This is a genomic window from Micromonospora sp. (assembly GCF_048594385.1).
Lineage (GTDB): Bacteria > Actinomycetota > Actinomycetes > Mycobacteriales > Micromonosporaceae > Micromonospora > Micromonospora wenchangensis.
The window spans coordinates 1-26087 of the sequence record NZ_JBMDWU010000619.1; the positions used below are offsets into that span (position 1 = coordinate 1).

Sequence of the window (26087 nt, forward strand, 5' to 3'; positions counted from 1 at the left end):
ACCCGGGCGGCGGCCCGGGCCGGCCCGCCGCCGGCCGGACCGTCCGTCCGTGCGCGGTCCGGTGCGGCGGCGTCGGGCCGGTCGGTCACCGTCACCATCGGCCGGTCGCGTCCCACGCGGCGGCGAACGCCGCGCCGTCGACCGCGTCGAGCACCACCGGCCCGGCCGCCGCCGGCGTCGGCCCGGCCGCCCCCAACACCCCCACCAGCACCGACGGGTACGCCCCGCGTAGTGCGCCCACCCGTCCGACGTCGTCGCGGCCACCGGGGCCGGTGAGGAAGACCAGCGTGTCGCCCGGCCGGTCGGCGCGCAGCCGGGTCAGGGTGGCGTCCAGCGCCGCACCGTCGCGGTCACCGGCCGTCGTCGCGTCGTCGGGCCGCCGGCCCGGGGGGTCGGTCAGGGTCACCGCGGCGAGCCGGTCCAGCGGCGGGTCGGCCGTCGCGTCGTCGGCCGGGCAGACCAGCAGCAGCACCACCGGCAGGTCCTGCCGGAACGCGGCCACCACCAGCGACGCCGCCGCCTCGCAGGCCGCCTCGAACGACGCGGCCACCCCGGCGGACCGGTCGGGGTGGGCGGCGGCCCGGTTGTCCAGCAGCACCACGATCCGGGGCAGGCTGGTGTCCACGTTCTCCCGCACCATCAGCTCACCCACCCGGGCGCTGGTGCGCCAGTGCACCCGGCGCAGTTCGTCGCCGACCACGTACTCCCGTAGCGCGTCGAAGGTGATCGACCCGTGCGGCACCCCGTCGGTCCGCCCGTCGAGGCTGCGTCCCGCCCCGGTCGGCACCGCCGTCAACGGGTGCACCCGGGGATGCACCCGGACCACCGCCGTCGGCCCGTAGGCGCGGGTCGCGGCGTACAGGCCCAGCGGGTCGCGGCGGGTCACCCGCAGCGGCCCCACCGGCAGTACCCCGCGTCGACGGGTCGGCACGTCGTAGGAGAGGCCGGTGTCCCGGCCGGGACGCAGCCGCACCACCGGCACCGGCACCGGCCGGCCCGCGCACCGGTCCTCGGCCAGCAGGCTGCCCACCCGCAGCCGCCCAGCGTTGCGGACGGTCAGCGCCATCCGGGCCGGCTCGCCCACCGCCACCCGGTCCGGGTCGGCGGTGCGGGACACCACCAGCCGGGGCGTGCGGGCCGCCACCAGCACCGCCTGCCCGACCGCCACCGCGCCCGCCGCCCCCAGCACGGCAAGCTCCGGGTACGCGAACCGCAACCCCGCGCCGAGCAACGCGGTCGCGGCGACGAGCAGCCCGGTACCCCGGGCGGTGAGCCCCACGCCCGGCCCGCTCAGCCGTGCGTCGGGGTCGACTGGCCCGACGGCAGCGGCACCGGCACCGACGCCACCGCCTGCCGCAGCACGTCGGCGGCGGTCACCCCGCGCACCTGCGCGTCGGCGGTGAGCAGCAGCCGGTGGGCGAAGACCGGTTCGACGAGCGCCTTCAGGTCCTCCGGCATGATCCAACCCCGACCGTCGATCAACGCGTACGCGCACGCCGCCCGGGTCAACGCGATCACCCCACGGGGGCTGACCCCCACCCGGACCTGCGGATGCGCCCGGGTGGCCGTGGCCAGCCGGACGGCGTACCCGTAGAGGGGTTCGGCGATGTGCACCCGGCGGGCCATCCGGACCATCTCCCCGACGGTGGCCGTGTCGGTGACCGGTTGCAGCGAGTCGGGGGAGCGGACCGTCGCCCCGCGCAGCACCTCCACCTCGACCGCCTCGTCCGGGTACCCCACCGACAGCTTCACCAGGAACCGGTCCAGCTGCGCCTCGGGCAGCCGGTACGTGCCGTCCATCTCCACCGGGTTCTGCGTGGCGACCACCAGGAACGGCTGCGGCACCGGGTGCCGGACCCCGTCCACCGTGACCGTCCGCTCCTCCATCACCTCCAGCAGCGCCGACTGGGTCTTCGGGGAGGCCCGGTTGATCTCGTCGGCGATGACGATGTTGGCGAACACCGGCCCCGGATGGAACTCGAAGCCCCGGCTGGCCTGGTTGAAGATCGTCACCCCGGAGACGTCCGAGGGAAGCAGGTCCGGGGTGAACTGGATCCGCCGCCACTGGCCCTGCACGGTCGCCGCCACCGCCCGTGCCAGGGTGGTCTTACCCACCCCCGGCACGTCCTCCAGCAGCACGTGCCCCTGGGCGAACAGGGCGGTCAACGCCAACCGCACCACCTCCGGCTTGCCCAGCACGACCGCGTTGACGTTCCCGGCCAGCCGGGCGGCCAGGGCGGCGAAACCCTGGACCTCCGACTGGCTCAGCGGTGCGGGGGTGTCGTTCACGACGGCGGGATGCTCCTCGGCTACGGCGGCGCTGGTCAGCAGGTGGGCAGCACGGCGATGTCGTCACCGCCGGCCAGGTTGAGCCAGGCCCAGGGGATGTAGTTGCGTCCCTCGTAGTCGACCCGGACCCACCAGGTGGACTGCTTCTGGTCGTTGTAGATCCAGGAGTCGACGTTCTCGCCCTGCCGCCGACAGTACGCCCGCAGCCGGGTGCCCGGCTTCGCCCAACCGACCTGTTTGTCGTTGTCCTGCCGGGGCACCGAGAAGACCTCGTTGCCGTTGCGACCGTCCACATCGCGGTCGCAGTAGGTGCGCTGGTCGCCGTCCGGCCCGTTGACGCAGGTCGCCACCCCGTACAACGGATCGGTGCCCTGCGCCCGGGTGGCGGTGCCCCGACCGGCGGCGTTGACGGCCGTCACCGTCACCGTGTAGGCGGTGCCCGGGGTCAGACCGGTCACCCGCAGGCTGGCGCAGCTACCCGTGGCGCTCTTCCCGCCGGTGGCGGCGGTGCAGATCGACTCCCCACCCCCAGCGTCCACGGTGAACGTCACCGTCACCGACGTCGCGTCCGCCGACGACCCGGTCAGCGTCACCCGGGGCGCGGCCACCGTCCGGGCGGTGACGCTCGCCTCCGGCCCCGACCCGGCCTCGTTGACCGCCCGCACCCGCACCAGCACGTTCTGCCCGTCGCCCAGCCCGGTGACCGTCGTCGCGGTGCCGGTCACCTCGCTGGTCCGCCCGCCCACGTCCACCTGGTAGCGGCTCACCGGGCGGCCGTTCGCCGCCGCCGCCGACCACTGCACCGCGACCGTGCCCGCCCGGTCGGCCACCGTCGCCGCCCGCAGGCCCGCCGGCTGCCCCGGAGCGGCGAACGGCACCACCGGCTCACTCAGCGGGGAGGCCACCGAGGCGGCCCCCCGGTCGCTGACCGCGATCACCGTGAACGCGTACTGGGTGCCGTAGGTCAACTCACCGGCCGGCACCACCAGTTCGGTGCGACGCGACTCGCCGACCGGGGCGTTCGCCCCGGCCGAGGTGGCGGTCACCGCGTACCGGGCGATCCGGTTGCCCTGCCCGTCGGCCGCCGGCCAGCGTACCAGCACCGTGCCGTCGGGGCGGGCCTGCGCACTGACCCCGTCAGGTGGGGCCGGCACCGCCGAGGTCGGGGTCACCGGGTTGCTGCGCCGCGCCGGACCGTCGCCCCTGCCGTTCACCGCGTACACCGTGAACGTGTACGTCGACCCGTTGGTCAGCCCGGTGACCTCCAGCGACCGCTGGTTCGCCCCCACCTCGTGCCGACTCCCCGCGCCCTGCACCACGTACCGCAGCACTGCCGAGCCGTTCGCGGCGGCCGGCCGCCAGGCGATCCGGGCCCGCGCGTCCCCGGCGGTGGCGGTGACCTGACCCGGTGCGCCGGGCTTACCCACCCGGGGCTTCGGCGGCGGAGGCGGCGGGGGCGGGTCCGGCGGCGGGTCCCCGCCCAACACGTCGTTGGCGTACTTGTCGACGGTGCGTACCCGGTGCGCGTCGTCGACCACCCGGGCGGTGGCCGAACCCGGGGCGTTGATGAACAGGTGGTTCTCCCGCACCTCCAGCTCCAGCGGGCCGGTCGTCCGGCCCGGCCGGATCGTCTCCACCAACTGCCCGGCCCCGTCGAACGCGTAGATCGTGCCGGTGACCCCGTCGGCGCAGTAGAACCGGCCGGCCCAGGCCACGGCCGGCCCCACCCGGTCACCGCTGCCCGGCACGACGAACCGGGTGACCACCCGGCCGTCGTCGACGGCGAGCACCCGCCGTTCCCCGCCGATCGTCACCGGCACCACCGGGCCGCTGGTCCGCGCCGGCACCGCGCCACCCGCGGCGGCCTCCAGCACCGCACGCCGGGTCTGTCCGCCCCGGACCGTCACCAGCGTGCCCGTGGTGCGGTCCAGCACCGCCACCCCGTCGTCCAGGGTGGACAGCGTCAACTCGTGACTCGGCTCGGCCACCGGATGCGTCTGCACCCGTCGGGGACCCCCGACGTCGGCCGACGCCGGCCCGGACGGCAGCGCGGCGGCGGTGACCGCCGCGACGGTGCCCTCCGACGGCACCGCTATCCACAACCGGCCCCGACCGTCGAACGCGCCGGCGGTGATGCCCGGCGGGAACAGCACCGGGTCACCCACCGGCACCAGCGAACGGGGATCGAGCTGACGCACCACGCCGCGCACCGCGTCCACCACGAAGGCGGCGTCGTCGTGCAGCACCACGTTGACCCCGAGACCGGGCGTGGTGGGGGTGGTCGCGGTGATCTGGAGGGTCGCCAGGTCCAGCGCGCTCACCTGGCCGGTCTCCAGGTCGCGCAGGATGAGCAGCCGGTCGGTCTGGGTGACCTGCACCGGATGCTGCCGGGCCCCGGGAACCTCCTTGCGGGTGTCCACCCTGGCGGTGATCCCGTTCACCCGGGCCAACTCGCCCCGGGTGCTGCTCCACAGCCAACTGCTGGCGTCGAAGCTGGCCAACGCCTCCTCGGCGGCACCCCGACCGAGCAGGGTGAGGCCCAACGCCGCCACCAGCGCGGTCACCGTGCCGACCGTGACCAGCCCACCCCGCAACCGGGACCGTCGGCGGGACGCGCCGTCCCCGGCGCTCGCGGCATCGTCGATGCTGGCCACAGCGGGTCGACCTCCGTCCGGTGGCCTCAGACGGCGTGCCGGGTGCCGGACGCCCTCGCCTGAACCGTGGCACATCATAGGGGTCGATCCGGGACGAGGAAACCCGGACCGTTCCGCCGCGGACACCCAGCGTGCCGGTTCGGCGGGGCGTTCCACCGTCGCGGCGCAGGCCGGAGCCGCCGGTGAGCCGCCCCGCCCGGCCGCCCCTGGCCGGCCGTCGCGCTCAGCTGCTCGGCGACGGCCGGACCCGGTCGGTGCAGACCTGGCCGGAGGTGGCGAACGAGTCCGTCGAGTAGACCGCCAGCACGGTGAAGCAGTAGTCCACCTCGGCGTTCAGCCCGTTGACCGTGAAACTCGTCTGTCCCGGGTCGACGGTCGCCATCACCCCGAGCGCCCGCCCCGTGCGTCCACCCGCGACCATGAACGGCACCGAACCGCCGCTCGGGTCGGACCAGGTGACCGTGATGGTGGCCTCGTCGTCCCGCAACTTCAGGTCGGCCGGGGGCGGACCGGCCGTCTGCCGGGGGGCGGTGCCGGTCGACCGCTGCGGCCCGTCCGCGTCCCGACCCAGGGTCAGCGCCCCGGCCGTGCCCCCGGCGACCAGCACCAGGATCACCCCCGCCACCACGGCCACCGTCCGGCCCCGTCGGCGCGCACGCCCGTCCTGCACCGGGTACGACGGCGCAAGCTCCGGATACCCCGCCCCCTCCACCACCGGCGGTACGCCCCGATCGGTGCCACGCTCCCCGTCCCCTGGGCCGGCTGCCCCGGGGACCGGTCCGGGCCCCACCGCTGCCTGTGGCGCGGACTCCGTGGTCGCCCGCAGCGCGGGCTCGTGGGCGGCGGTGGGTGCCCTGAACTCGTGCGTCCTGTCGGGTGCCGGCGCCGGTGCCGGTGATCCGAAGCCCGGTCCCGGTGCCGGCGGGTGCCCCGCATCCGGCGGTGACCCGGGGGCCCGCCCCGGATCCGAGGGCCATCCCGGGGTCCGGCCCGCCGTCGGTGGCCCTCCGGAGTCCTGCTCCACCACCGGCGGTGATCCGGCGGTCAGTCCCGGGTACGGCGGCGGGCCGGTGGTCTGTTCGTTAGCTACCGGCGGTTCGGTCATCGGTACCAGCGGCATGATGATCGACCGACCCGGTGCGACGTCGTCCCACGTCGGGTCGTCGGCGGGAGCCTCGTCGTCCCCGCCCGCGTCGCCGACCGTCCCCGTGGGGCCGACGGTCCACGCCGGGACGGGCGGGTTCCCGGGGTCCCCGCCAGGTGGGGCGTCGAGCGGTGCGGTGGTCACCGCCGGATACCCGGTCCGCCGGTCGGCATCTCCGGAGGCTGCGGGCGCCGGTGGCGGGACGGCTGTCTGCCCTGTCGTCGGTGCTGCTGCCGCCGGGATCGTCGTAGCCGCCGGCTGTGCGGCTGCCGACGGGGCGCTCGGAGGCAGCTCCGGCGGGACGGCGGACGACGGGGGCGCCGCCGGTGCCGCCTGCGGTGGTGCGGGGTACGCCTGCGCCGCTGCGGAGGCCGTCGGGCGATCGGCGGGTGCGGCCAGGGCGGGCGGCGGAGCGGATTCGAAGGTGGACGCGGCCGTGGAGGCGGGACCAGCGGTGTGCCCGGACGCTGGGGCGGGAACCGGCTCGGCCGTACCGCCAGGTGCCGTGGTGGGTGCCGGGTCGGCGGCGGTATCGCCGGACGTCGCCCCGGGTACCGCGTCGGCCGGGTCGGCGGCGGACGCTGCGGGTGCCGTGCCGCCGGATGCGGTAGCCGCCGGGGTTCGGGCGGGGTCCGGGTGCTGGTCCTCCAGCAGGGGGCCGATCTGCTGGACCCGTACCGTCGGCCGGTCCCAGCCCGGTGCGGGTGGGGTCGCAGCCGGGCCCGGCGCGGGCGGGACTGCGGGGATCGCCGCCGAACCGGGCGCGGCCGGTGGGGCGGGAGTCGGCGCGTCGGCGGGTGCCGTGGCCGGTGCGGCACCGTCACCGGTCGGGGCGGGCGGGGCGGCGGTGGGGAGGGGGTGTACCGGACCGGCCTCACCCGGCGCGGGCGCAAGGGCGGTCGGCTGCCCGTGCCGGATGGGCGCGCCGTCCGCTGGCCCGCTCGGCTGGCCGGGGCCGGCGGGCGGCACGGTGGGGATCGGCACCGGACGCCCGTGCTGGGCCGGCGGACCGGACGGCACCCCGGCCGACGGTGCGGGGTGCGGTGCGGCCGGGGGAGCAGCCGACCGGCCGGGTGCTCCCGGCGGGACGGCATCGTCCGCCGGGACCGGCGGGACAGCGGAGGGCTGCTGGAGGTGGGGCGGTGCCCAGGGCGAGGTGGGTGGTGCGCCACCGGAGACCGGAGCGGGTGACGCCGGGTGCAGCTGCGCCGGGGCGGCATCCGGTGCCGGTGCAGCGGCGGGCGGTGGGCCCGGCGATGACGCCGGCGGCCCGGAGCGCGGTGCGGTGGAGGCCGGACGGGGCCGGGGCGCGCCGGGCCGGTGGGTGGGCTGGACGCCGTACATCTGCCGGGGCAGTGGCACCCGGGGCTCGGTGTCCGCAGCCGGGCCGGCCGGTGCGGGGCGGGCCGGTGCGGGGCCCGGTCGTGGTGCCGACGGGCGAACCGGCTGGCCCGGAGGGGGCGCATGGGCGGCCGGCACCGGTGGGCCGGGTGCGGCGGGGGCGGGAGGCGCGGAGACAGGGTGGGGCGACGGCGGGCCCGACCCGGGTCGGGGCGTCGGAAGGGGTCGGTGCCCCCGGTGGGGCGCCGTCGGGGCGTGGTCGGGCGGGGTCTGCGGGGGAGTCGGCAACGGGGGCGCAGGCGCGGCACCGGGGGACGGCGACGGTGGCTGGCCGTCGGGGATTCCGAGGTACTGACGGGCGGCGCGTACGGCGGGATGCTGCTCGCCGAGCGCGGCGGGCCCGGCGGTGGCCACCCGGGTGTAGTTGCGGCGGGCCTCGTGCCGGTTGCCCAGTTCCTCGGCGACCCCGGCCAGGTCGAAGGCCAGGGCCAGCATCAACGGGTCGGCCGGGTTCCACCGCCGCTCGCCGGCCGCGTACGCCTCCTCCAGCACCCGCCGGGCGGCGGCCGGATCGTCGGCCTCCCGGTGCAGCCTCGCGAGCAGGTGCGCGGTGCCCATGATCTCCGGGTGGTCCTCACCGTACGCGGGACGGGCCGAGGCGATCGTGTCGGTGAGCAGCCGGCGGGCCGCCGACAGATCACCGGCGGAACGCAGGGCGAGAGCCCGATGCTGGACTGCGGCGAGGGGTGAGGGTACGGACACGCAAGCAATGCTGCCGCCTGAGCGGGTCCGGACGCTACCCGCCCGCTCCAGCCGCGTCCTGACCTGCGATGATCCGGCTCCCGCCGGTAGGGCGGGCGGCGATGTGCATGATCCATACGGGCCGTGTACAGTAATGCCCCGTGCGGCCCACCAGGGCGGCTGACCGGGGGTGAGAGCCACCGCAGCCGACACGGTAGGCTGGACGGGCAGGTCCGGGTGGCGGAATGGCAGACGCGCTAGCTTGAGGTGCTAGTGCCCGTATAGGGCGTGGGGGTTCAAGTCCCCCCTCGGACACGTACAGTTACCCCACAGTAATCAGCGTCAGGCTTAGCCTCGACGCTGATTTTGTTTTGCCCGGGGTTGTCGGTGAGGGCGAGGCCTAGCTTCCGGTAGGCGGTGCTCTTGTCACTGCTCTAGGTGCCCCGCAGGGTGTTGCGGATGTCGTCGGAGCTGCCGACAAGGTGTCGGATGTCGTCCTCGGTGAGGCGACGGGGAATGGGTACTCGGGCTGCCGTTGCTGTGTCGCGTTGGGCGAGGGTGGCGACGCGCGGGTAGACGGCCGGAGATGTTCGTCCGGCAGGTGTCGATGACCGAGGGACAGTTGTCGCAGAAGATCACCCGGAGCGCGAAAGACCCGGTGAAGTTGCGGCGGGTGATCGTGGTACTGATGTTCACCCAGGGACAACCGGCACCGGAATCGCGCCCCTGACGCGCTGGAGCCAAATGGAGCGGGGGTACCGAGGCGAAGAGGATCCCGACCCTGGACCCCCTGGGGTAGCCCGGACGAGACTGGGGATCGGCCTGGATACCATCCATTCATGGTAATGCCGGAGCGACAACAGCAGTCGATCTCACCGGCGCTGCGCCATGTACAGGACATCAGTGCCGTGGCTTTCGCCGAAAGCGACGTTATCGCGGCGCGTGACGGCACCACGCCGGTTCGGCTCAGTGGCGGTGCCTACGTAACCCGGGCGGTCGAGGGAAGGCTCCTCGAACGGCTGACCACACCCTCGATCACGGCGCTGGTGGGCGAGGCCGGTTACGGCAAAACCGCGCTGCTGAGCCAAATACACCGGCGGCTCACCGAGATCGGCCGGCTTCCCCTGCTGATCCCGGCAACCGCGCTTCTCGCCGAGGACGACACCGGCGCGGGTCTGACGACAGAAATCCTCGACGACGCCATACGCGACGCGGTACGCGCGCAGCTATCGGTCGTGCTGCTTGTCGACACCCTGGATCTGCTTCTGCAGCATCAGGGCACCCGGGGTCGGGTAAACGCGCTGCTCGGACTGGCTGCTCGACACAGCATACCGGCACTGGTGACAAGCCGACCCGTCGAGGCTCGCCAGCTGGAGGTCGACTACGGCGACAAGGAAGATGATCGTGGTCCGGAGAATTCGATATCGGGCGTCCGACTCGGACCCTTCGACCGGACCGAACAGCCCGCCGCGATTGAGGCCTACGCCCGAGCATTCTACGACGAAGAACGCGTTCCGGAGGTGGTTGCCTCGGTCAGCGACGCGTCCCTACGTGGCCTGCCCCTGCGCGAGGTGTGCCGGATTCCGCTGGCGCTGCGACTCATGTTCGAGTTGTACGCACCGGACGAGGTGCCACCTAACGACATCGACACAATCACCCTGTACGAACGGTACTGGTGGCGTCGGATCGAGGAGGATCACCGGGGTGCATCCGTACACGGCGACCAGCACGATCTGAGTCTGGAGGCAGAGGCCGTCGCTCTGGCCCTGCTGACTGCGGGGGTGGTTGAGTCGGAGACGACTCGACTGGTCGAGCGCGCACGCCAGCTCACCCAGGTTTCGGGCACCGCAACCGACGCCGCTGTTCAAGCACTGCACGCCCGCGGTGTGCTTCTCATGCCGGCGAACAGCCAGCGGGTGCGCTTCTTCCACCAGACGTTTTTCGAGCACGCCGCCGCGCGCGGCGTCGCCAGTAGAGGAACGGCGCTGCTCACGGCGCTGGCCGCCCAGGTCGTCGCCGACCCGCTCGACCTGTTCTACGGCGAGGTCGCCGCGCAGGTACTGCTCCTGGCCGGCCGTGAGGCTCGGATTTCGACGGTGCTCGTCGAGCATCTCCTGCGCGACTGGCTCCGCACCGACGACACCAATCTGCTCACTCTGACGCTGCGCACGTACGCACGGATGCCGGCACCGGGTCGCTCCCTCCGTGCGGGGGCAGAGGTTGCCCTGCGTCGCGCCCCGATGGACGGGGTCCGTGACTACCTGCGACTCTTGCCGTCGGTCCACCACGTCGGATTCGAGCGGGTCGAGGCCGAACTGGCGCTGCTCTGGCACCGCGCGTATCCGCAGGGCGACGCTCGGGTCGACCAGGCGCTCGCCTTCGACGTGGTCGGGGCGCTGGCCCGGTTCTCTGCCCAGCAGCCCGAGGCGGTGCAGAGATTCCTGACGGATCACGGCTGCCTGGACTGGCTTACCGACCAGCCGCCGGACGAATGGCGCCGTCGGGACAACGTGCACCTCCAGTTGTTGGAGCCGCTGTCGCAGTACGCACCCCGATGGTGCGCGAACCAGCTCATGCGCTGCCTCACCGCCTTCGCCTCGACTCGGAACGTAGAGGGCATGGCGGAGATACTCGAGCTGATGGGACGGCTCGCCGTTATCACTCCCCTTCCGACAGAGGTCGCGACGGAACTGGCCGAGATGGTGTGGACGGTGCAGAACGAGACCAACGCCGAACGACTGGAGTGCGCGTATTCGGTCCTGCGCGCCGGTCAGCTCACCGAGCGCAGCGGGGTGGGCCTGTTGGCGCACACCTGCTCCGCGCTCGGCCCGCGCCGAGGGGCTCCCTCGCGCTGGAGCAAGGCTGGTCGCCGAGCCGAGCTCCGCGCCTGTGCCGAGGCGGCCGGAGCGCTGGACTCTCGTGAGGCCGGTGCCTTTCTCGCCGCCCTGTTGGCCGAACGAGACCCGACGCGCCAGGAGGGCGTCTGTACGGTGCTGGGCCAGGCTTTGGCTGACGAACACCGACCGCCTTCGTCGCTGGCCGAGCACGCGCGCCGACGATGTCGGCAAGAGCTGAGCCGACTGCCTGCTGACCGCCGTGCCGACCGCAGCCGAGCAGCGCCGACGCTCTTCGTCAACGCCTTGCACGGGGCGAATGTCCAAGGCCAGCAACTGCTGGTCGCGCTTCCCGATGAGGTGCCGGAGGAGAACTGGTACCGGCGTGACGCCCTCCTGCCGCTGCTGGTACACGCCGCCCTCGCCGGGCGACCGGACGCCATTCGAGCACTGCGGCGGGTCACCACCGTTGGAGCCGACGGGCTGCAACGCCAGGTGCTGCGAACATCCGTGCTGGCCCGCCTGCAGTACGCCGCCCGGGCTGGATCCCACGCCGCCTTCGGGTACCTGATCTCGGAGGCGGGACGCAGCGGTGACGTCGCCGACGTGTGCGCGGTGCTGCGGCGAACCACGACAGTGACCACCCAACTGCTCGCCGACCATCACGGCGAGCTTCGCCGGCTACGTGCCCGGCTCGTCGTGGCCGGCAACCATGACCAGCGGCGGCAGGGTTTCGTGCTGTGGCGGCTGTTGCTCGAACGCGGCGTCTACCGTGCCCCCGGACCTGCCCTGCTGGTCGACGTCCTGGAGCGGCGACCGAGCGCGTACCTGGTCATCTCGACCCTGGAGTTGCTCCTGGCGTCGATACGATCGGCGGACTGGGCTGGTGTGGACCCGGCGCCTTTCCTCGGCCCACTCCAGACGGTGATCGAGCGGGGTGCGACCCTTCGCAGCAGGGCGACGACGAGCCCCAGCGGGCCACGTGACCTCGGCACCGAGCAGGTGCGTACCCAGGAGATTCTTGCTCGGCGGGCCCTGCTGGCCGCGAATGCGCGGCTGGCCGCTCTGCCTCCCAGCGGGCCGCGCAGGCACTCCTTCGCCCGTCGGGTATTCGCGCTCGTCTGGGATGCCGGGTACCAACTGGATGACAAGTCCGACCGGATGGCGTTCACTGCCTGCTTCGCCGAACTCGGGCATCTGCTGAAGCGGGTCGGCCGCCCCACTTCCAGTCAGCTGGTGCTTGACACCGCCCAGCGGCTCAACAAACTGGCTCCCACCCCGACCCGATGGCGTGAGGAACTTGCCAGCTCGTGGTACAGCGCTATCGCAGACGCCATCGCGGGGATGCCCGCCGGCGAGCGGGAGCACTTCGTGACGCAACTGGTCGAGCACGACGTGGACTTGGCCGCCATCGCGGTACGCGCGTGCATCGACCGCGTCCGCCCGACCCCCCTCTGGCTGCGGGACCTGGAACCCGTCATGCCACAGAAGGTCCGCGAACATTACCAATCTGCCCTCCATCGCCAGGCTCGCGAAGGCAGCCAACGCCCGATCCCCGACCTGTTCGAGTTGGCCCTACGCCCGCCCGATCCGGCGGGCAACGAGATACCGGAGACGTCGATGCCCAACACCCGGACGGTCTTCGTCATCCAGGACCGCGACGTAGAGGCCCGCAAGGCCCTCTACGGATTTCTACGGGCTCTCGACCTGCGGCCGGTCGAATGGGAAGAGAACGTGCACAAGACGGGCAGTGCCGCGCCGTTCCTTGGCGACGTGCTCGCCCGTGCTTTCGAGGACATTCAGGCAGCGATCGTCCTGCTCACGCCGGACGACGTGGCGAGCCTGCACCCCAACCTGCACGGTGCGAACGAACCCGACTACGAAATCAGACCGACCGGGCAGCCGCGCGCGAACGTCATCTTCGAGGCGGGCATGGCGCTGGCCCTGCACCCGCAACGGACGATCATCATCGAGATCGGGCAGCTACGCCCGTTCTCCGACCTTGGGGGCCGCAACGTCATACGGTTCGACGGCTCGGTCGAGAAGTTGAAGAAGATCGCCCAGCGGCTGAAGAACGCCGGCTGCACGATCAACGACACCGGCACGGACTGGCTGGACACCACGAGGTTCACCGGGCTCGATGCGTACACCCGCCGCCCCTGATGGCGCTCCTGGCAGGTGGGGGTGCTACCGGCACCCGGCAGGCTGCTCAGAGGGAATCGAGGAACTCCTGTAGCTCCAGCCGGTCCAACTCGGCGAACTCCCCGGGAGGAACGATGATCGAGAGTTCACGGCTGATCACACGCTGCCGCGACGCAGCGACGAACGACAACAGGATCAGCTTGATCAGGGTCGGCCGTTGCACCGCGTCGACCCGGGCCAGCCCGGCCCCCACCACCGGCATGGCGATCCCGCCACGCTGCCCCCGGCGATGCGCCTCGGCCCACAGCCGGCCGAGGCTGTGCCACAACTCGTCGGGGCCGGACTGCGCCACCAGATCGGGCGACATGGCGCTGTATCCCACGCAGAAGAAGAGCCGCTGCGGGGTGCCGAGGGTGGCAACCGTGCCCACCGGATAGCGCGTCCTCTTGCCGAGCGGCTTCTCCTGACGTGTCAGGACGCCCACCGGAGCAACCCCTGCCAGGGCTGTGTCCAGATCCATGTCGAGCCGAGCGCGGTCGTCGTCGTAGATCCGGGTCAGGAACTGGCCCTGTACGCTGCCACGGTTGATGATGCGGTCGTCTCCGGTGTCAGTGTCGAACGTGTCGGTGAAACCCACCACGAGGTGCGACTGGGTCTGGTCGAACAGATCCCCTGCAATGATCCTGATGGAGCAGTCCGGGTGGGTCAGCCGCCGCCGTACCGGGCTGGGTGGCCACGCCCGCGCGACGCCGTACGCCACCGCGGCGACGACCACGACGAAGGCGACCATGAGCTCCCGCCGGGGATAGATGGAACGGTTCCAGATCGCCTGATAGGTCTGGAGCAGCAGTGCCGCGGAGGCGAACCCGGCGAACGCGTGGGCCGCGACTCGCCGCATTCCTCGCATCGTCAGTAGCCATCGCACGGCCCGATCCTTCCGAACCCGGTCAAGGATTGCCAGGGCGGTCCACTATGGCCTGGTGACCGAAGAGATCGACGGAGTTCTGCAGAAGGCATCGGCCTTCGTGGACAGTCATGATCTGCCGGCCGCCCGCCGTCTGCTCGAGCCGTTGGCAGCTCGGTCGGATCTGCCCCCGACGATCCGTGCCCGGGTGCTGCTCGACTGGGGTTGGGTGCTCAGCGCCGAGCAGCGCTACCGGGAGGCGGCCGTCGCGTACGCCGAGGTGATCAGGCTTGTCGACGTGCCCGAACTGGCTGACCTGCACAGCGAGGCGCTGCTGGAAAGTGGGATCCTCGCCCGCTACCAGGGTCGGCTGGACGACGCCGACGGCCTGCTTGCCAGGGCCGGTGCGCTGGCCGCCTCGCGAGAGGACCACCTGAGGGTAGGGCAGGCCCTCGCGCAGCGGGCGTCGGTGGCACACCTGCGACACCGGTTCGCCGAGGCACGCGAGCATCTGCACGCACTGGAAGAGCTGCTGCCCCGCTGCCCACTCCATCCACGGACCGAGCAGTTACGCGCGGACTGGGCCCACATGGCAGCGGTTTCCGCACGGCTTGCCTACGACTTCGACCGGGCGCGGATTCTGCTGGCCGAGGCGAGCGACCGTTATACCGCACTGGGCCGACGGATCGGGTCGGCCAACATCGAACGCGAACTCGGTGCCGTCCTCGGTCAGCTCGGTGACACGGTGGGGGCGCGACAGGCGTTCGGCCGGGCTTTCACGCTCTACCTGCGGGCGGGTCGACGCCTCGGTGCCGCCCACGCGGCCCGCAGACTCGGCCAGATGCAGCTTCTCACCGCGCGGGAGGATCCCACTGCCGAAACCTACGTCCGTCGCCGGTTCCACCAGGCGCTGCGCCTCGGTGCCGGCGAGCCCGGCAATCGACTCCTCAGTGAGCTGGGCCTGGCGCGCCTCGACCGACTCGTGGGAGATCTCGACGGGGCAGCGGCCCGGCTCGCGGCCCTGCCGTTCGGCGACGCCCCGGACGCACGGCATCTCTCCGAGGCCGCCCTCGAATGGGGGATGGTCGAGCGGGCGCGAGGCGACCGACCCGCTGCGATCGAGATGTTTCGCCAGGCACTGCTCCTACTGGAGATGGGGGGTGATCCCAGCGCGGCGTCCCTGGCGCACTACCAGTTGGCCCACGACCTGATCCTCGACGACCAGGTCACCGAGGCGAAGGAGCACGCGGTCAGGGCGTTCCATCTCAATGAGGAGGCTGGGCGGCGACTGCGTGATCCAGCCGACCGCGAGACGTTCTACCGCGAAAGCAGGCAGGCCTACATACTGGCTATGCACTGCGCCGCCCGCGACGAGGACGGGCCCACCGCGTTCACCGTCGCTACCGCGGCCCGCGCGGAGGCCGTGGCAGCGTTCATCCGAGCCGGAGCCAGGTTCTCCCCGGCGCTGCACGAGCTCGTCGCGGCGATCACCCTGGCCCGACGAGCACCCGACGAGGCCGCCCGCCTGCCCGAGCTGTACCGCCAACTTGACCGGCTCACCACCACCGAACTGCGACGCAGCGTCGTACCGGAGCCGGTCGACCTCGCCGCGACGCGGGCCGCAATGCCGGAAGGTGGGCACGCGCTGCTGGTCGACGTGCTGGAGGACGAGACCACCATCTGCAACCGGATCTGGCTGGCCCCCGACGGCACGACCAGGGTCGACGAGGTGCTGCTGCCGCCAGACGTACGCCGCTGGCTGGACCGCTACCACGCTGCGGAGGAGGGATTCGCAGCCGAGTTCCAGGACGACGCCCTGGCCGCACTGGGTGCGGCGATCATTCCCCCGGGTCTGGCCGCGGCGCTGGAGAGGGGTGAGGAACCGGCTTTGGTGATCTCCACCGGCGGGCTGCTGGGGCCGGTGCCGGTGGCCGCGATCCGGGTCGGCACGCGATACCTGGCGGAGTTGGCGCGCATCGCGGTCGTACCCGCGATCACCCTCTGGACGGCCCTGCGGTCGCGTCCGGTCCGCCGGGGGACGGGCCTGTTGGCGTACCTGGACGAGTCGGTGCCCGCCGTTCGCCGGGAACAGCCCGCCCTGAAGCTCGCGTTTCCGACGGTCACGGTACTCACCCGCGACCAGGTGCGGTCCTCGCTGTCCGACGCGGCAGATCACGCGGCGGTCCTGCTCAGCGTGCACGGCACGGCCACCGGCGGGCTTGGCCAGGCCCTGGAGCTCGGCCACGGTGACGCCCTGACCGCTGCCGACCTGCTCGGGTGCCGCCTACCGGAGGCGGTGCTGATGCCCGCCTGCTGGGCGGGGCGGCTCGAGCAGCGCGCGGCAGCCGAGCCGCTCGGCCTTCCGACTGCGGCACTGCTCGCCGGGGCCCGCTGGGTCCTCGCCGGCACGGTCGACATCCTTACGTCTCGGACCGCCACCCTGCTCGGCGCCTTCTACGCAAAGCTGGCGCAGGCCCGTTCCCCGGTCGATGCGCTGCGCCAGGTGCAGATCGACTACGTGCGTAGCGTCGGCCCCCGGCAGATCCCCCCGCACGCCTGGGCCGGCCTCTCCATTGTGGGTGACGGGTTCGACCGCTGGAGACCGCGCCGCACCCCGCCAGGGGCTGAGCGCCTTGCCGGTGTCCCGAGCCCCGAGCAGCGGTCGTGACTACGATCGGTTCATGGCCGATCACTCCCTCCCGGTCGACGTGCTCGACGACCTCCGCAACGTGCTCGACGACATGGCTGACTGGCAGTTCGATCCCGCAGGCTGGGCCGATATCGACACGCTGCTCGAACGGGTGGCGGCCTCCCTCGCGGCCGGGGCGACCGACGAGTTCCGGGATGCCGTGGCAGACCTGGAGTGGGCCGGCCCCACCAAGGTCAAGAGCGCCGACAGCGGCGCCACCGGCAGACAACCGCCGAAGATCCGCGAGAAGGTGACCCGGCTCAGGGACACACTCGAGAGCCCCAAGCAGCCCGGTCAGGGAAAGCCGAACGGTGAGTCCGGCGGCCGCTGACAGAGAACTGGTGGTTCACCTCTTCGCCCGGGGGGACGGGCCGCACGCTGAGGCTGCCTACGGCGAACTGAGGAAGATCTGGACGCGGTGCCAAGCGGTACTCGGCATGACCGCTCCGCTCAGGCGGTCGGGGCTACCCACCACCCTCCCGGTGACGCTCGGCGACCTACCCAGGGATCTCGGTGGAGGCGAGATGGTCGTGGCCGCATGCCAGCACCCACACATGCTGTATCAGGCGGTGCTGCGCCGGTTTCCCGCAACCGTCAACCTGTCGGCCGTACTTTCCCCTGGCACCTTGTTCGACGGCGCGCCCGGGTGGGGTGAACTCGACCGGTCCTGGCGTTCGATCACGGGGCCATGGTCGGGGCTACTGCTCGGGGCGGCATATCTGTTCCTGGGAAAGGCCGAGGTTTCCGGCTCGGCCGAGCCGAGCCTGGCTGAGGAGGTCGCCGAGGACCTACCGATCACCGGCCCTCACGGTTGGTGGCATGACGGGGTGTTGACCGCAGACGGCCTGGCCTTGTGGGAGCCCCGCCTACACGGGTCCGACGACCGCGCGGAGCGCTGGTTCCTGATTCTCGCCCGACCCGAGCACGACGACCAACTCAGCGACTGGACCTGGTCGAACGGGCTGCCGGTCCTGCCGCCGTTCGGCCACCATCTCCGACATGCCGCCATTGTCCGCCATCAGCTCAGGGTGTGGCAGGAAGCCGGGGGACTGCGCCGAGTCCAGCAGCGATTGGACGCCGCCGGCCCGGATGACCTGACGAAGATCCGCACCGACCTCGCCTACTGGCGGGCAGCCCTGCGCGAGATGCGGCACAGCATGAAGAACGCGGAAGTCGCCATACGCGAGATCCTGGGCCCCGACGCCTCCGGCGCTGCCGGTCCGCTCGCCGACGACCTGGCGCTGACCGGGTGGCTCCGTCGGAGCCTCAGAAACGAACTGACCACATTGGCTATAGCTGACGACCGAGCCCGTGCGCTGACCGAACTCCCACCCTCTCGGCGCTCCGAGCCCACAGGAGAACCTATGCCTATACCCAACCCGCGCGACGTTTTCGTGATCCACGGCCGGGATGAACAGGCCCGCCAGGCCCTCTGGACCTTCCTGCAGGCCATCGACCTGCATCCGCTCGACTGGGAGGAGATCGTGCGGCAGACCGGAGAACCCTCCCCCTACATGGGGGAGGTCCTGCAGCGGGCCTTCCAGACCAACCAGGCCGCCGTCGTCCTGATGACCCCTGACGACGGCGCCATTCTGCACGAGAGCCTGCGCAACAAGGGCGATCTCGTGCACGAGAGCGAACTGACCGGGCAGGCTCGTCCCAACGTCCTCCTGGAGGCCGGCATGGCCCTGGCCCTGCAACGCAACCGGACGGTGATCATCGAGATCGGCAAACTACGCCCGATCTCCGACCTGGCGGGCATAAACACCATCCACTTCGATGGCACGCCGGCCAGCCTGCAGAAGATCGCCCAACGGCTCAGCGCCGCCGGCTGCGCCGTGAACATGATGGGGACGGACTGGCTGGATACCAGTCGCTTCAAGGATCTGTCCGCGTATGATCGGACGTTCTGGACGACCAGGTCAGCTCCGTAGGGTGCTCGTTCCAGTTCGTCAGCGAGCCGGACCACCGCGAGATCCGGCGGTCGCGACGGCCTTAGCCAGGCGGTCAGCACCCGCTGCGCCGATCCGTCAGTCATGGCGGCGTCAGAACCGGCTGTGGCCGCACATGCGGCTACGCTCCGCGCGCTCTCCTATGGCGTTAATCATCAACATGCATTGGGAAATCAGCTTTCGTGGGTGTTCGGGACTTCGGGCGGTGTGCAGAGCCGGAAGTGTGGCGAGGTCGGATGCGGATCCGATCAGGCGCGTCACCGGACTTTGGGTGGTTGGCTGGATGGCTGATCTACTGGCGGGCCAGGCGCTCCAGCAGTTCGTCGAGTAGTCCGCGTTCTCCGGGGGTGAGGTCACCCGGGTCGTCGTCGACCAGCGCACGTAGCGTCAATGCGGCGCTTGCCCGGGTCGCGGGCGCGCCGGCGGACGGTGTGTGCAGGACTCCGGCCAGCGCGGCCTCGCGGACGCGTCCGGACAGCCCGAAGTCCGGCTCCGTCTGGGTGATCAGGGTGAGCGTGATGCCGACGTTGGCGGCGAACACCTGTTCGGCGGCGTCCGCCGCCGGCACCCTGAGCATGCCCTGGGTCGCTGCGGCGGTGAACCGCTCCCGCAACGCGGCGTGCGCGGGAGCGGTGACGGCGCAGGCTTTTCCCGGCTCGGCGCGGCCGTAGAGCAACCCGTAGAACGACGGGTGCTCCAGCCCGAACTGCACGTGCCGGTCCCAGCCCTTGCGTAGGTCGTCCAGCGGGTCGCCCGAGTTCTCGACCGCCGTGTACTGGGTGAAGCCGTGGTTGGCCACGGCGTCGATCAGGCCCTGCTTGCTGCCGAAGTGGTGGTAGAGCGTGGGGGCCTGCACCCCGGCGCGTTCGCACACCGCCCGCGTGGACACCGTGGCGCCGCTCTCCAGCATCTCCGCCGTGGCGAGCAGGAGACGATCCCGTGCGTTAGTCACGCTTGCTATGGTAGCCCATGTAGCGCTACATTGCGCTCTATAGCGAAAGGAGAAGCCCTTGAGAGCCTGGTTCATCACCGGTGGGACCCCCGGAGGGTTCGGCCTGGTCTACGCCGAGGCAGCACTGGCCCAGGGGGAGCAGGTGGCGGTGACCACACGTCGACCCTCTGAACTGCGGGAATGGGCTGAGCCGTACGGCGACCGGGTCCTGGTCCTCCAGCTCGACGTCACCGATTCCGGCCAGGTGCGCAGAGCGGTCAGGGCGGCAGAGGACCGGTTCGGCGGAATCGACGTGCTCGTCAACAGCGCGGGCCGTGGCTGGTACGGCTCGATCGAGGGGGCTCCCGACGAGACGATCCGCCGCACGTTCGACCTCAACCTGTTCGCCGTCGTCGAGGTGATCCGCGCGGTCCTCCCGGGTATGCGGGCACGCGGCGACGGCTGGATCGTCAACATGTCCTCGGTGGCCGGCCTCGTCGGCGCACAGGGGTTCGGCTACTACACGGCAGCGAAGTTCGCGATCGAAGGACTCACCGCGACGCTGCGCCAGGAGGTCGAGCCGTTCGGTGTGCGCGTGCTCGCCGTAGCGCCGGGGGCCTTCCGTACCAGCGCCTTCTCCTACTTCCAGAACGAGCCCGTCACCGAGACCGTCGACGCCTACGTGCCGATGGTCGAGGCCGTCAAAGCGGCGTTCGTGGACGCTGACGGCAAGCAGGCCGGAGACCCTGTCCGTGGTGTGCAGGCCGTGATCAGCGCGATGAACGCACCCGTTCCACCGCACCGGATCGTGCTCGGCAACTCCGGCTACGACGCCGTGGTCGCGATGCACGAGAACGCACTCGCGGAGCTGCGCGCGAACGAGAAGCTGTCCCGCAGCGCGGACTTCTGAGCCTGCCGTCCCCGAGAAACCGGAGAGTGGACATGAACGACATCACGCTGCCCGACGTCGTCAAGAGCTTCATCGCCGCCACCAACGCGCACGACGCGAACGCACTGGCCGCGGTCTTCGGCGACGGGGCCACCGTACGCGACGACGGAAGAACCTGGGCCGGCCAGACCGAGATCCGCGAGTGGATCCAGGGGCACCTGATCACCCCCAGGATCGTGCTCACGCCGACCTCGTTCACGGACGACCGGCTGGTGGCCTCCGGGGACGGCGACTTCCCCGGCGGACCGCTGTCCTTCTCGTTCGTCTTCACCATCGAGGACGACGAGGTCACCGACCTCACGATCGCCCCTGTCTGATCCGTCACCGGCCGTGCCAGCCCAGGGAAGGCCGGCCTCCCGATCATCGGGAGCCGGCCACGCTGAGCGGCCGAGGTGCGACCGCGGCGGTGGCGGGCCCACCCGGCAGCCCGGCGCGCGACCGGACGAGGAAACCCGTACCCGAGCCGTCTACCGCAGCCGGGTCACTGCGGGGCGCGCGAGGCGGGATCGTCCATCAGGTCCTGGAGCACCGTCCACATGTGGCCGACGCTGGAGAACAACGCGGGGTCGAGCACCTCGTCGCCGAAGTCGACACCGAACTCCTTCTCCAGGTCCGCCAGGAGCGCTGTCGCCCGCAACGAGTCCAGGCCCAGGTCGAGCAGGGGCTCCGCCGGGATGTCCTCGTCCACGGAGAGCGCCGCCAGGTAACGGCGCAGGACCGCCTCGAACGACGCCGGCCAGGTGGTGGGTGACGACATCTAGGTCTCCGTTCCGGGCGGGGCCGCGTCGGCGTGGTCGAGGAACCGTCGGGTCAGCGCCGGATAGTCGACCTTGCCGTTGCTGTTCGTGTCGATCGCCTCCACCGCGAGCCACCGCGTCGGCAGCATGTACGGGGGCAATGTCCGGGCCAGTGCGGACCGTACCGACGCGTGGTCCGGCGGACGGTCGCCGGCGGCCACGTAGGCGAGGCCGATCTCGCGCCCGGCGGCCTCGGGGGAGTCCACCGCCACGATCGCCACGTCGGCGAATTCCGGCAGCTGCCGCGCCACCCGGGCGATCTCGTCCAGTTCGATGCGGTACCCGCGGGACTTGATCTGCCGGTCACCGCGACCGTGGAAGTGGGCGAGCCCGCGCTCGTCGATGCTGGCCCGGTCCCCGGTGCGGTACCAGCGGGTGGTGTCGTCTCCCTCGACGGTGCCGAACGCCGCCGCCGTCTCCGCCGGGCTCCGCCAGTACCCCGGGCTGAGCCCGACCCCGGCGATGTGCAGGTCACCGACCACGCCGGTCGGCACCGGCCGCCGGTGTTCGTCGAACACCCCCAGGCGCTCACCGGGCAGCGCGGTGCCGATCGGCACCCCGGCACCCGACGCCGGCATCGACCCGACGTCGTGGTAGCTGCTCGCGACGGTGGTCTCGGTGGGCCCGTAGAGGTTGGTGAACCGGACGTGCGGCAGGTTCGCCATCCAGTGGCGCAGGCCGTCGACCGGAAAGACGTCCCCGCACCAGACCACCCGGCGCAGGTCCGGCATCTCCCGCACCACACCACGGTTGGCCATCGCCATGAGGACCGACGGCACGGACGACCACTGGGTCAGCCGCTGGTCACGGATGAACCGCGCCAGCAGGTCAGGTACGAGGTTGTAGTGCGCCGGCACCAGGTGCAGCGACGCGCCGGCCGCCACCGCCGAATAGATGTCGAGCACGGAGAAGTCGAACGACAACGCCGAGTGGCAGGAGAACCGGTCCGTGCTGGTCAGTCGGAAGTGCTCCCGCGCCCAGGAGGCGAGACTCAGCACGCTTCCGTGGGTGATCGGCACTCCCTTCGGCGTCCCTGTCGAACCCGAGGTGAAGAGCAGGTACGCGAGGTCGGCGCGGTCCGGTTCGGTGGCCGGTGGCGTGGCCGGTGCGGCGGAGACCTCGGCCGCCAGGACGTCCTGTGGTCGCTGCGCGTCCGGCGGTGGGTCGGTGAGCCAGACCGTCACGGCCGACGGACCGTCCCAGCACTGCCGGAGCAGACGGCGGGTGGTGGCATCCCCGATCAGGAACCGGGGCTCGGCCGCGACGATCCGGGGCCGCAGCCGGGCCGGCGGGCTGGCGGTGTCCAGCGGAACGTAGACGCCACGGCATTTCAGGACCGCGAAGATGGCGCAGATCGCCGCGGCGGACCGGGGGAGCAGGAGGACGACCCGGTCGCCCGGCCGGAGCCCACGGGCCGCCAGGACGTGGGCGAGGCGGCTGCTCTCCCGCTCCAGGTCGCCGTAGGTCAGCACACCGCCCTCGTCGACCACCGCCACGCTCGACGCGTCACGGTCGGCCTGTTCCCGGACGAGATCGACGAGGCTGCCAGGTGCCACCGCCCGTATCCCCATGTCGGGCTTCCCCTCCGAAACCTCGTAGTCGGTGCCCCCGACGAAAATTCCTGCCTTTCTACCACACGATCATTGCCGCGAGCGGACACAGTTTCACGGTGCAGGGGCACCGAACCCGGCGCTTACGCTCCTGTTCGGACGGTGCCCCATGCCGGCCGTTGCCGCCGGCACCACGGGGCCCGGGAACCCTGCTTGACACCCGGCACCCGCTCGCCGATTCTCTAGGTGATCACTGGTCGATGCCGTTCCTCCGGTCGATCCCACTACCGGCTGCCACCGGTGCGGCCCCGTGACGCAGGGCCGCCACGGGAAAGGAGTCCCACGGTGACGGCCATTCTCGACGAACAGCTCATCGACGACCGGGAAACCACTCCCGAGAGCCTGTACCTGCGCTGGGAGCGGCAGAACTGGTCCACCCAGGACCTGGCGATGGCTGCCGACCGACCGGCGTGGCAGGCGCTGCGACCCTTCCTCTACCAGGAACTCAAGGCCGCCCTGGTGGAACTCGCCGTCGGCGAGGTCGCCGTCGCCCGGCTGCTGACCCCCCTGGTGTACGCGGCCCCCACCCAGGCCGCCCAGTTCTACCTCTCCAGCCAGCTCGTGGACGAGAGCCGGCACAGCATCTTCTTCCTCGGCTACCTCCGGGCGGTGGAGGGGGCCACCGAGCCACCCCACGCGTACGCGCTGCGGTGCCGCGCGGAGGCGTCCGCCGCCACCGTGGAACTGTTCGACGCGTACCTGCTGGAACAGACCGAACGGGTGCGGCGCGACCCGGACGACCGCGACGCCTGGTACGCCGCGGTGACCACCTACCACGTGGTGGCTGAGGGGGCGCTCGCGCTGGTCGTGCTCCGCTCGGTCGCCGAGGCGGTCCGCCGCTGCGGCCAGCTGCCCGTGCTGGCCGAGGGACTGCGCAACGTGATCCGCGACGAGTCCCGGCACGTCGGTTTCGGCGTGTGGGCGATGCGCCACGCCGTGGACAACGGCCGCCGGCAGCTCGTCGGCGACCAGGTCCTCGACGCCATCCCGTACGTGGTGCACGTGCTGGTCGGACCGGAGCGACGCAACCCGTCGGCGCTGCCGATGGTGGTCCGGGCCCGCGGCCGGCAACTGCGCGACCAGTGGGACACCGCCCGGGACGCGCTGCTGCGCCGCGTGCGCGCCGCCGGTCTCGACGACGTCGACGCACAGGTCACCGAGGTGTGGCGGGCCGCCGAGGAGCGGGCCGTCGCCGACTACGAGGACCGGCACGGCGTGCCACATCCGATCCGGAGCCTGAACTGAGGATACCGGAGCCCGAGCTGAGGAAACCGGAGCCCGAACTCAGGAAACCGGAGCCTGAACTGAGGAAGAAGGAGAAAGTCCGATGGCAGAGCCCGTCGAGGTGACGGTCCGCCAACTGGTGGCCAGCATGGCACCCCACCCGGCCGGGGACGTCACCGACGGCCAGCGACTCGTCGAGGACCTGCACTTCGACTCGCTCACGCTCATCGAACTGGCCGTCGCGTTGGAGCGGCGGTTCGACCTGCCACCGATCTCCGACGACGAGGCGATGGACGTCGTCACGGTCGCCGACGTGGTGGCGCTGGTCAGCCAGGCCGCCGGATGACGACGCCATGAGCCTGACCGGCTGGCTCACCGAGCCGCGCACCGGCCACGGGCTACGGGTGGCCACCGACGACGCCGGTTGGGCCCGGCACGACTTCCCCTCGCTAGCCGCCGCCGCACTGGACGTGGCCGGACTGCTGCGCGGCACGGGACTGCGCCGGGGTGAGGTGGTCTCGCTCCTGCTGGTGTCACCGGAGACGTTCCTGGCCGGCTTCTTCGGAACGCTGGCGGCCGGCGGGGTGGTCAACCCGATGCCGCCGCCCGCCGGGCTCGGCGCGGGTGCGGCGTACCCGGAGCAGTTGACCCACCTGATGCGGGTCGCCGGCACCCGTACCGTGCTCGTCGACCCGCACCTGGCCGGGACCGCCCGCAGCGCCGCAGCCGCCGCCGGTCTGACGGTGACCGTGCTGACCGTCGCGGGCCCGGACCAGCCGGGCGACGCGGGGCCGGGCCAGCCCGTCGCGCCTGCCGCCGACGATCGGCGGCCGCCGGCTGGGGGCGAGGTGGCGCTGGTCCAGTTCACCTCCGGATCGTCGGGCCACCCCCGGGCGGTCGCCCTCCGCGCCGACAACCTCCTGGCCAACGTCACCGCCATCCGCCGCTGGCTCGACATGGGTGCAGCCGACGTGACCGCCACCTGGCTGCCGACCTACCACGACATGGGGCTGATCGGCTGCACCCTCGCTCCGGTGCTCAACCAGAGCGACATTCTCGCCATGCGGCCGGACCAGTTCATCCGCTCACCCCGACGCTGGCTGTCCTGCTTCGGCGAGCAGGGTGCGACGCTGACCGCCGCACCCACCTTCGGCTACGCCTACGCCGCCCGGCGGATCGGCCCGGACGAGCTGACCGGGATGGACTTCAGCGGCTGGCGGGCCGCGATCGTCGGAGCCGAACGGGTCAGCCGGCGCACCCTGGAGTCGTTCGCGGCGCTACTCGGCCCGTACGGGTTCCGCACCCGCACCTTCCTCCCCGCGTACGGGCTGGCCGAGAACACCCTCGTGGCGACCGGCCTGCACCTGGCCCCACCACCGGTGGCGCTCCGGGTCGCCGGCGAGCTGCGCCCCGGCGAGCCGGTCGAGGTGACCGCCGTCGAGGAGGTCGGGACGGACCCGTCGGCCGACGACGACTGGTTGATCGGCTGCGGCGATGCCCGCGACGGTGTCGCGGTGACCGTCGTCGACGACGAGGGCAGGACGCTGCCGCCCGACGTCGTCGGGGAGATCGCACTGACCGGCCGGTCGGTGGCCGCCGGATACCACGGGCCCGCCGCACCCGACGCCGCCTTCGCCGAGGGCCGGCTGCGCACCGGCGACCACGGCTTCCTCCACGACGGCCAACTGTTCGTCCTCGGCCGGGCCGGCGACAGCCTCAAGGTACGCGGACGCAACCTCTACGCGGAGGACCTGGAGGCCCGTCTCGCCGGCGTCGACGGCCTCTCCCCGGAACGGGTCGTGGTCCTGGCCGGGTCCGCCGGCCACACACCCGTACTGCATGCGCTGGTCCGGCAGCGGCCGGGTCCGTGGGCCGCGGAGGTGGCG

Annotated in this window: 18 protein-coding genes, 1 tRNA gene and 1 pseudogene; 11 read left to right on the forward strand and 9 right to left on the reverse strand. The window is 72.0% G+C overall.

The window, feature by feature from the left end; translation table 11 throughout:
* Nucleotides 1–91: 91 nt before the first annotated feature.
* The 5 genes and pseudogenes from ACOJTC_RS32465 to ACOJTC_RS32485 all read right to left on the reverse strand — a co-directional run.
* Nucleotides 92–1279 (reverse strand): DUF58 domain-containing protein, encoded by a 1188-nt coding sequence (locus tag ACOJTC_RS32465; protein ID WP_420119740.1) that lies wholly within the window; start codon nt 1277–1279, stop codon nt 92–94.
* An 11-nt stretch (nt 1280–1290) separates the two neighbouring features.
* Nucleotides 1291–2289 (reverse strand): AAA family ATPase, encoded by a 999-nt coding sequence (locus ACOJTC_RS32470; protein WP_204926201.1) that lies wholly within the window; start codon nt 2287–2289, stop codon nt 1291–1293.
* Between the two features lie 35 nt (nt 2290–2324).
* The gene (locus ACOJTC_RS32475; RefSeq protein WP_420119741.1) at nt 2325–4943 is read right to left on the reverse strand and encodes a fibronectin type III domain-containing protein; all 2619 of its coding nucleotides are present in this window, start codon (nt 4941–4943) and stop codon (nt 2325–2327) included.
* 223 nt (nt 4944–5166) lie between these two features.
* The gene (locus tag ACOJTC_RS32480; protein ID WP_420119755.1) at nt 5167–5568 is read right to left on the reverse strand and encodes a fibronectin type III domain-containing protein; all 402 of its coding nucleotides are present in this window, start codon (nt 5566–5568) and stop codon (nt 5167–5169) included.
* Nucleotides 5569–7572: 2004 nt separating this feature from the next.
* Nucleotides 7573–8190: pseudogene (locus ACOJTC_RS32485) on the reverse strand (tetratricopeptide repeat protein); the annotation flags it as partial.
* Between the two features lie 210 nt (nt 8191–8400).
* Between ACOJTC_RS32485 and ACOJTC_RS32490 the strand changes: the two are divergent.
* The 3 genes from ACOJTC_RS32490 (at nt 8401) to ACOJTC_RS32500 (ending at nt 13166) form a co-directional block, all read left to right on the forward strand.
* Nucleotides 8401–8484 (forward strand) — tRNA-Leu (locus ACOJTC_RS32490).
* Between the two features lie 271 nt (nt 8485–8755).
* Complete coding sequence (locus tag ACOJTC_RS32495) at nt 8756–8899, forward strand: hypothetical protein (RefSeq protein WP_420119742.1); 144 nt, start codon at nt 8756–8758, stop codon at nt 8897–8899.
* 109 nt (nt 8900–9008) lie between these two features.
* The gene (locus ACOJTC_RS32500) at nt 9009–13166 is read left to right on the forward strand and encodes a TIR domain-containing protein (protein ID WP_420119743.1); all 4158 of its coding nucleotides are present in this window, start codon (nt 9009–9011) and stop codon (nt 13164–13166) included.
* A gap of 46 nt (nt 13167–13212) precedes the next feature.
* Here ACOJTC_RS32500 and ACOJTC_RS32505 read toward each other — a convergent pair whose 3' ends face one another.
* Nucleotides 13213–14070 carry a macro domain-containing protein gene (locus ACOJTC_RS32505; protein ID WP_420119744.1) on the reverse strand — a complete coding sequence of 286 codons (858 nt, stop codon included), beginning with the start codon at nt 14068–14070 and terminating at the stop codon, nt 13213–13215.
* A gap of 55 nt (nt 14071–14125) precedes the next feature.
* Here ACOJTC_RS32505 and ACOJTC_RS32510 point away from each other — a divergent pair, with 55 nt between their 5' ends.
* The 3 genes from ACOJTC_RS32510 to ACOJTC_RS32520 are packed head-to-tail and all read left to right on the forward strand — an operon-like array spanning nt 14126 to nt 18672.
* Nucleotides 14126–16717, forward strand: coding sequence for a CHAT domain-containing protein (locus ACOJTC_RS32510; protein WP_420119745.1), 2592 nt, complete (start codon nt 14126–14128; stop codon nt 16715–16717).
* 13 nt (nt 16718–16730) lie between these two features.
* Nucleotides 16731–17069, forward strand: coding sequence for a CATRA system-associated protein (locus tag ACOJTC_RS32515; RefSeq protein WP_420119746.1), 339 nt, complete (start codon nt 16731–16733; stop codon nt 17067–17069).
* Between the two features lie 10 nt (nt 17070–17079).
* A complete protein-coding gene (locus ACOJTC_RS32520; protein ID WP_420119747.1) occupies nt 17080–18672 on the forward strand; it encodes a CATRA conflict system CASPASE/TPR repeat-associated protein in 1593 nt (530 codons plus the stop codon).
* 310 nt (nt 18673–18982) lie between these two features.
* On the opposite strand, the gene ACOJTC_RS32525 is transcribed toward ACOJTC_RS32520, so the two are convergent.
* Complete coding sequence (locus ACOJTC_RS32525) at nt 18983–19642, reverse strand: TetR/AcrR family transcriptional regulator (RefSeq protein ID WP_420119748.1); 660 nt, start codon at nt 19640–19642, stop codon at nt 18983–18985.
* Nucleotides 19643–19700: 58 nt separating this feature from the next.
* Between ACOJTC_RS32525 and ACOJTC_RS32530 the strand changes: the two genes are divergently transcribed.
* Nucleotides 19701–20531, forward strand: a complete 831-nt coding sequence (locus ACOJTC_RS32530) for an SDR family NAD(P)-dependent oxidoreductase (RefSeq protein WP_420119749.1) — start codon at nt 19701–19703, stop codon at nt 20529–20531.
* A 32-nt stretch (nt 20532–20563) separates the two neighbouring features.
* On the forward strand, nt 20564–20887 hold the full coding sequence (locus tag ACOJTC_RS32535) for a nuclear transport factor 2 family protein (protein WP_420119750.1): 324 nt from the start codon (nt 20564–20566) through the stop codon (nt 20885–20887).
* A gap of 164 nt (nt 20888–21051) precedes the next feature.
* On the opposite strand, the gene ACOJTC_RS32540 is transcribed toward ACOJTC_RS32535, so the two are convergent.
* On the reverse strand, nt 21052–21327 hold the full coding sequence (locus tag ACOJTC_RS32540) for an acyl carrier protein (RefSeq protein WP_420119751.1): 276 nt from the start codon (nt 21325–21327) through the stop codon (nt 21052–21054).
* Complete coding sequence (locus tag ACOJTC_RS32545) at nt 21328–22923, reverse strand: amino acid adenylation domain-containing protein (RefSeq protein ID WP_420119752.1); 1596 nt, start codon at nt 22921–22923, stop codon at nt 21328–21330. It abuts the gene before it with no gap.
* 339 nt (nt 22924–23262) lie between these two features.
* Between ACOJTC_RS32545 and ACOJTC_RS32550 the strand changes: the two genes are divergently transcribed.
* The 3 genes from ACOJTC_RS32550 to ACOJTC_RS32560 all read left to right on the forward strand — a co-directional run.
* Nucleotides 23263–24222, forward strand: a complete 960-nt coding sequence (locus tag ACOJTC_RS32550) for a hypothetical protein (protein WP_420119753.1) — start codon at nt 23263–23265, stop codon at nt 24220–24222.
* A gap of 82 nt (nt 24223–24304) precedes the next feature.
* On the forward strand, nt 24305–24547 hold the full coding sequence (locus ACOJTC_RS32555) for an acyl carrier protein (RefSeq protein ID WP_204923467.1): 243 nt from the start codon (nt 24305–24307) through the stop codon (nt 24545–24547).
* A gap of 7 nt (nt 24548–24554) precedes the next feature.
* On the forward strand, nt 24555–26087 hold a 1533-nt coding region (locus ACOJTC_RS32560), incomplete at its 3' end, for an AMP-binding protein (RefSeq protein ID WP_420119754.1).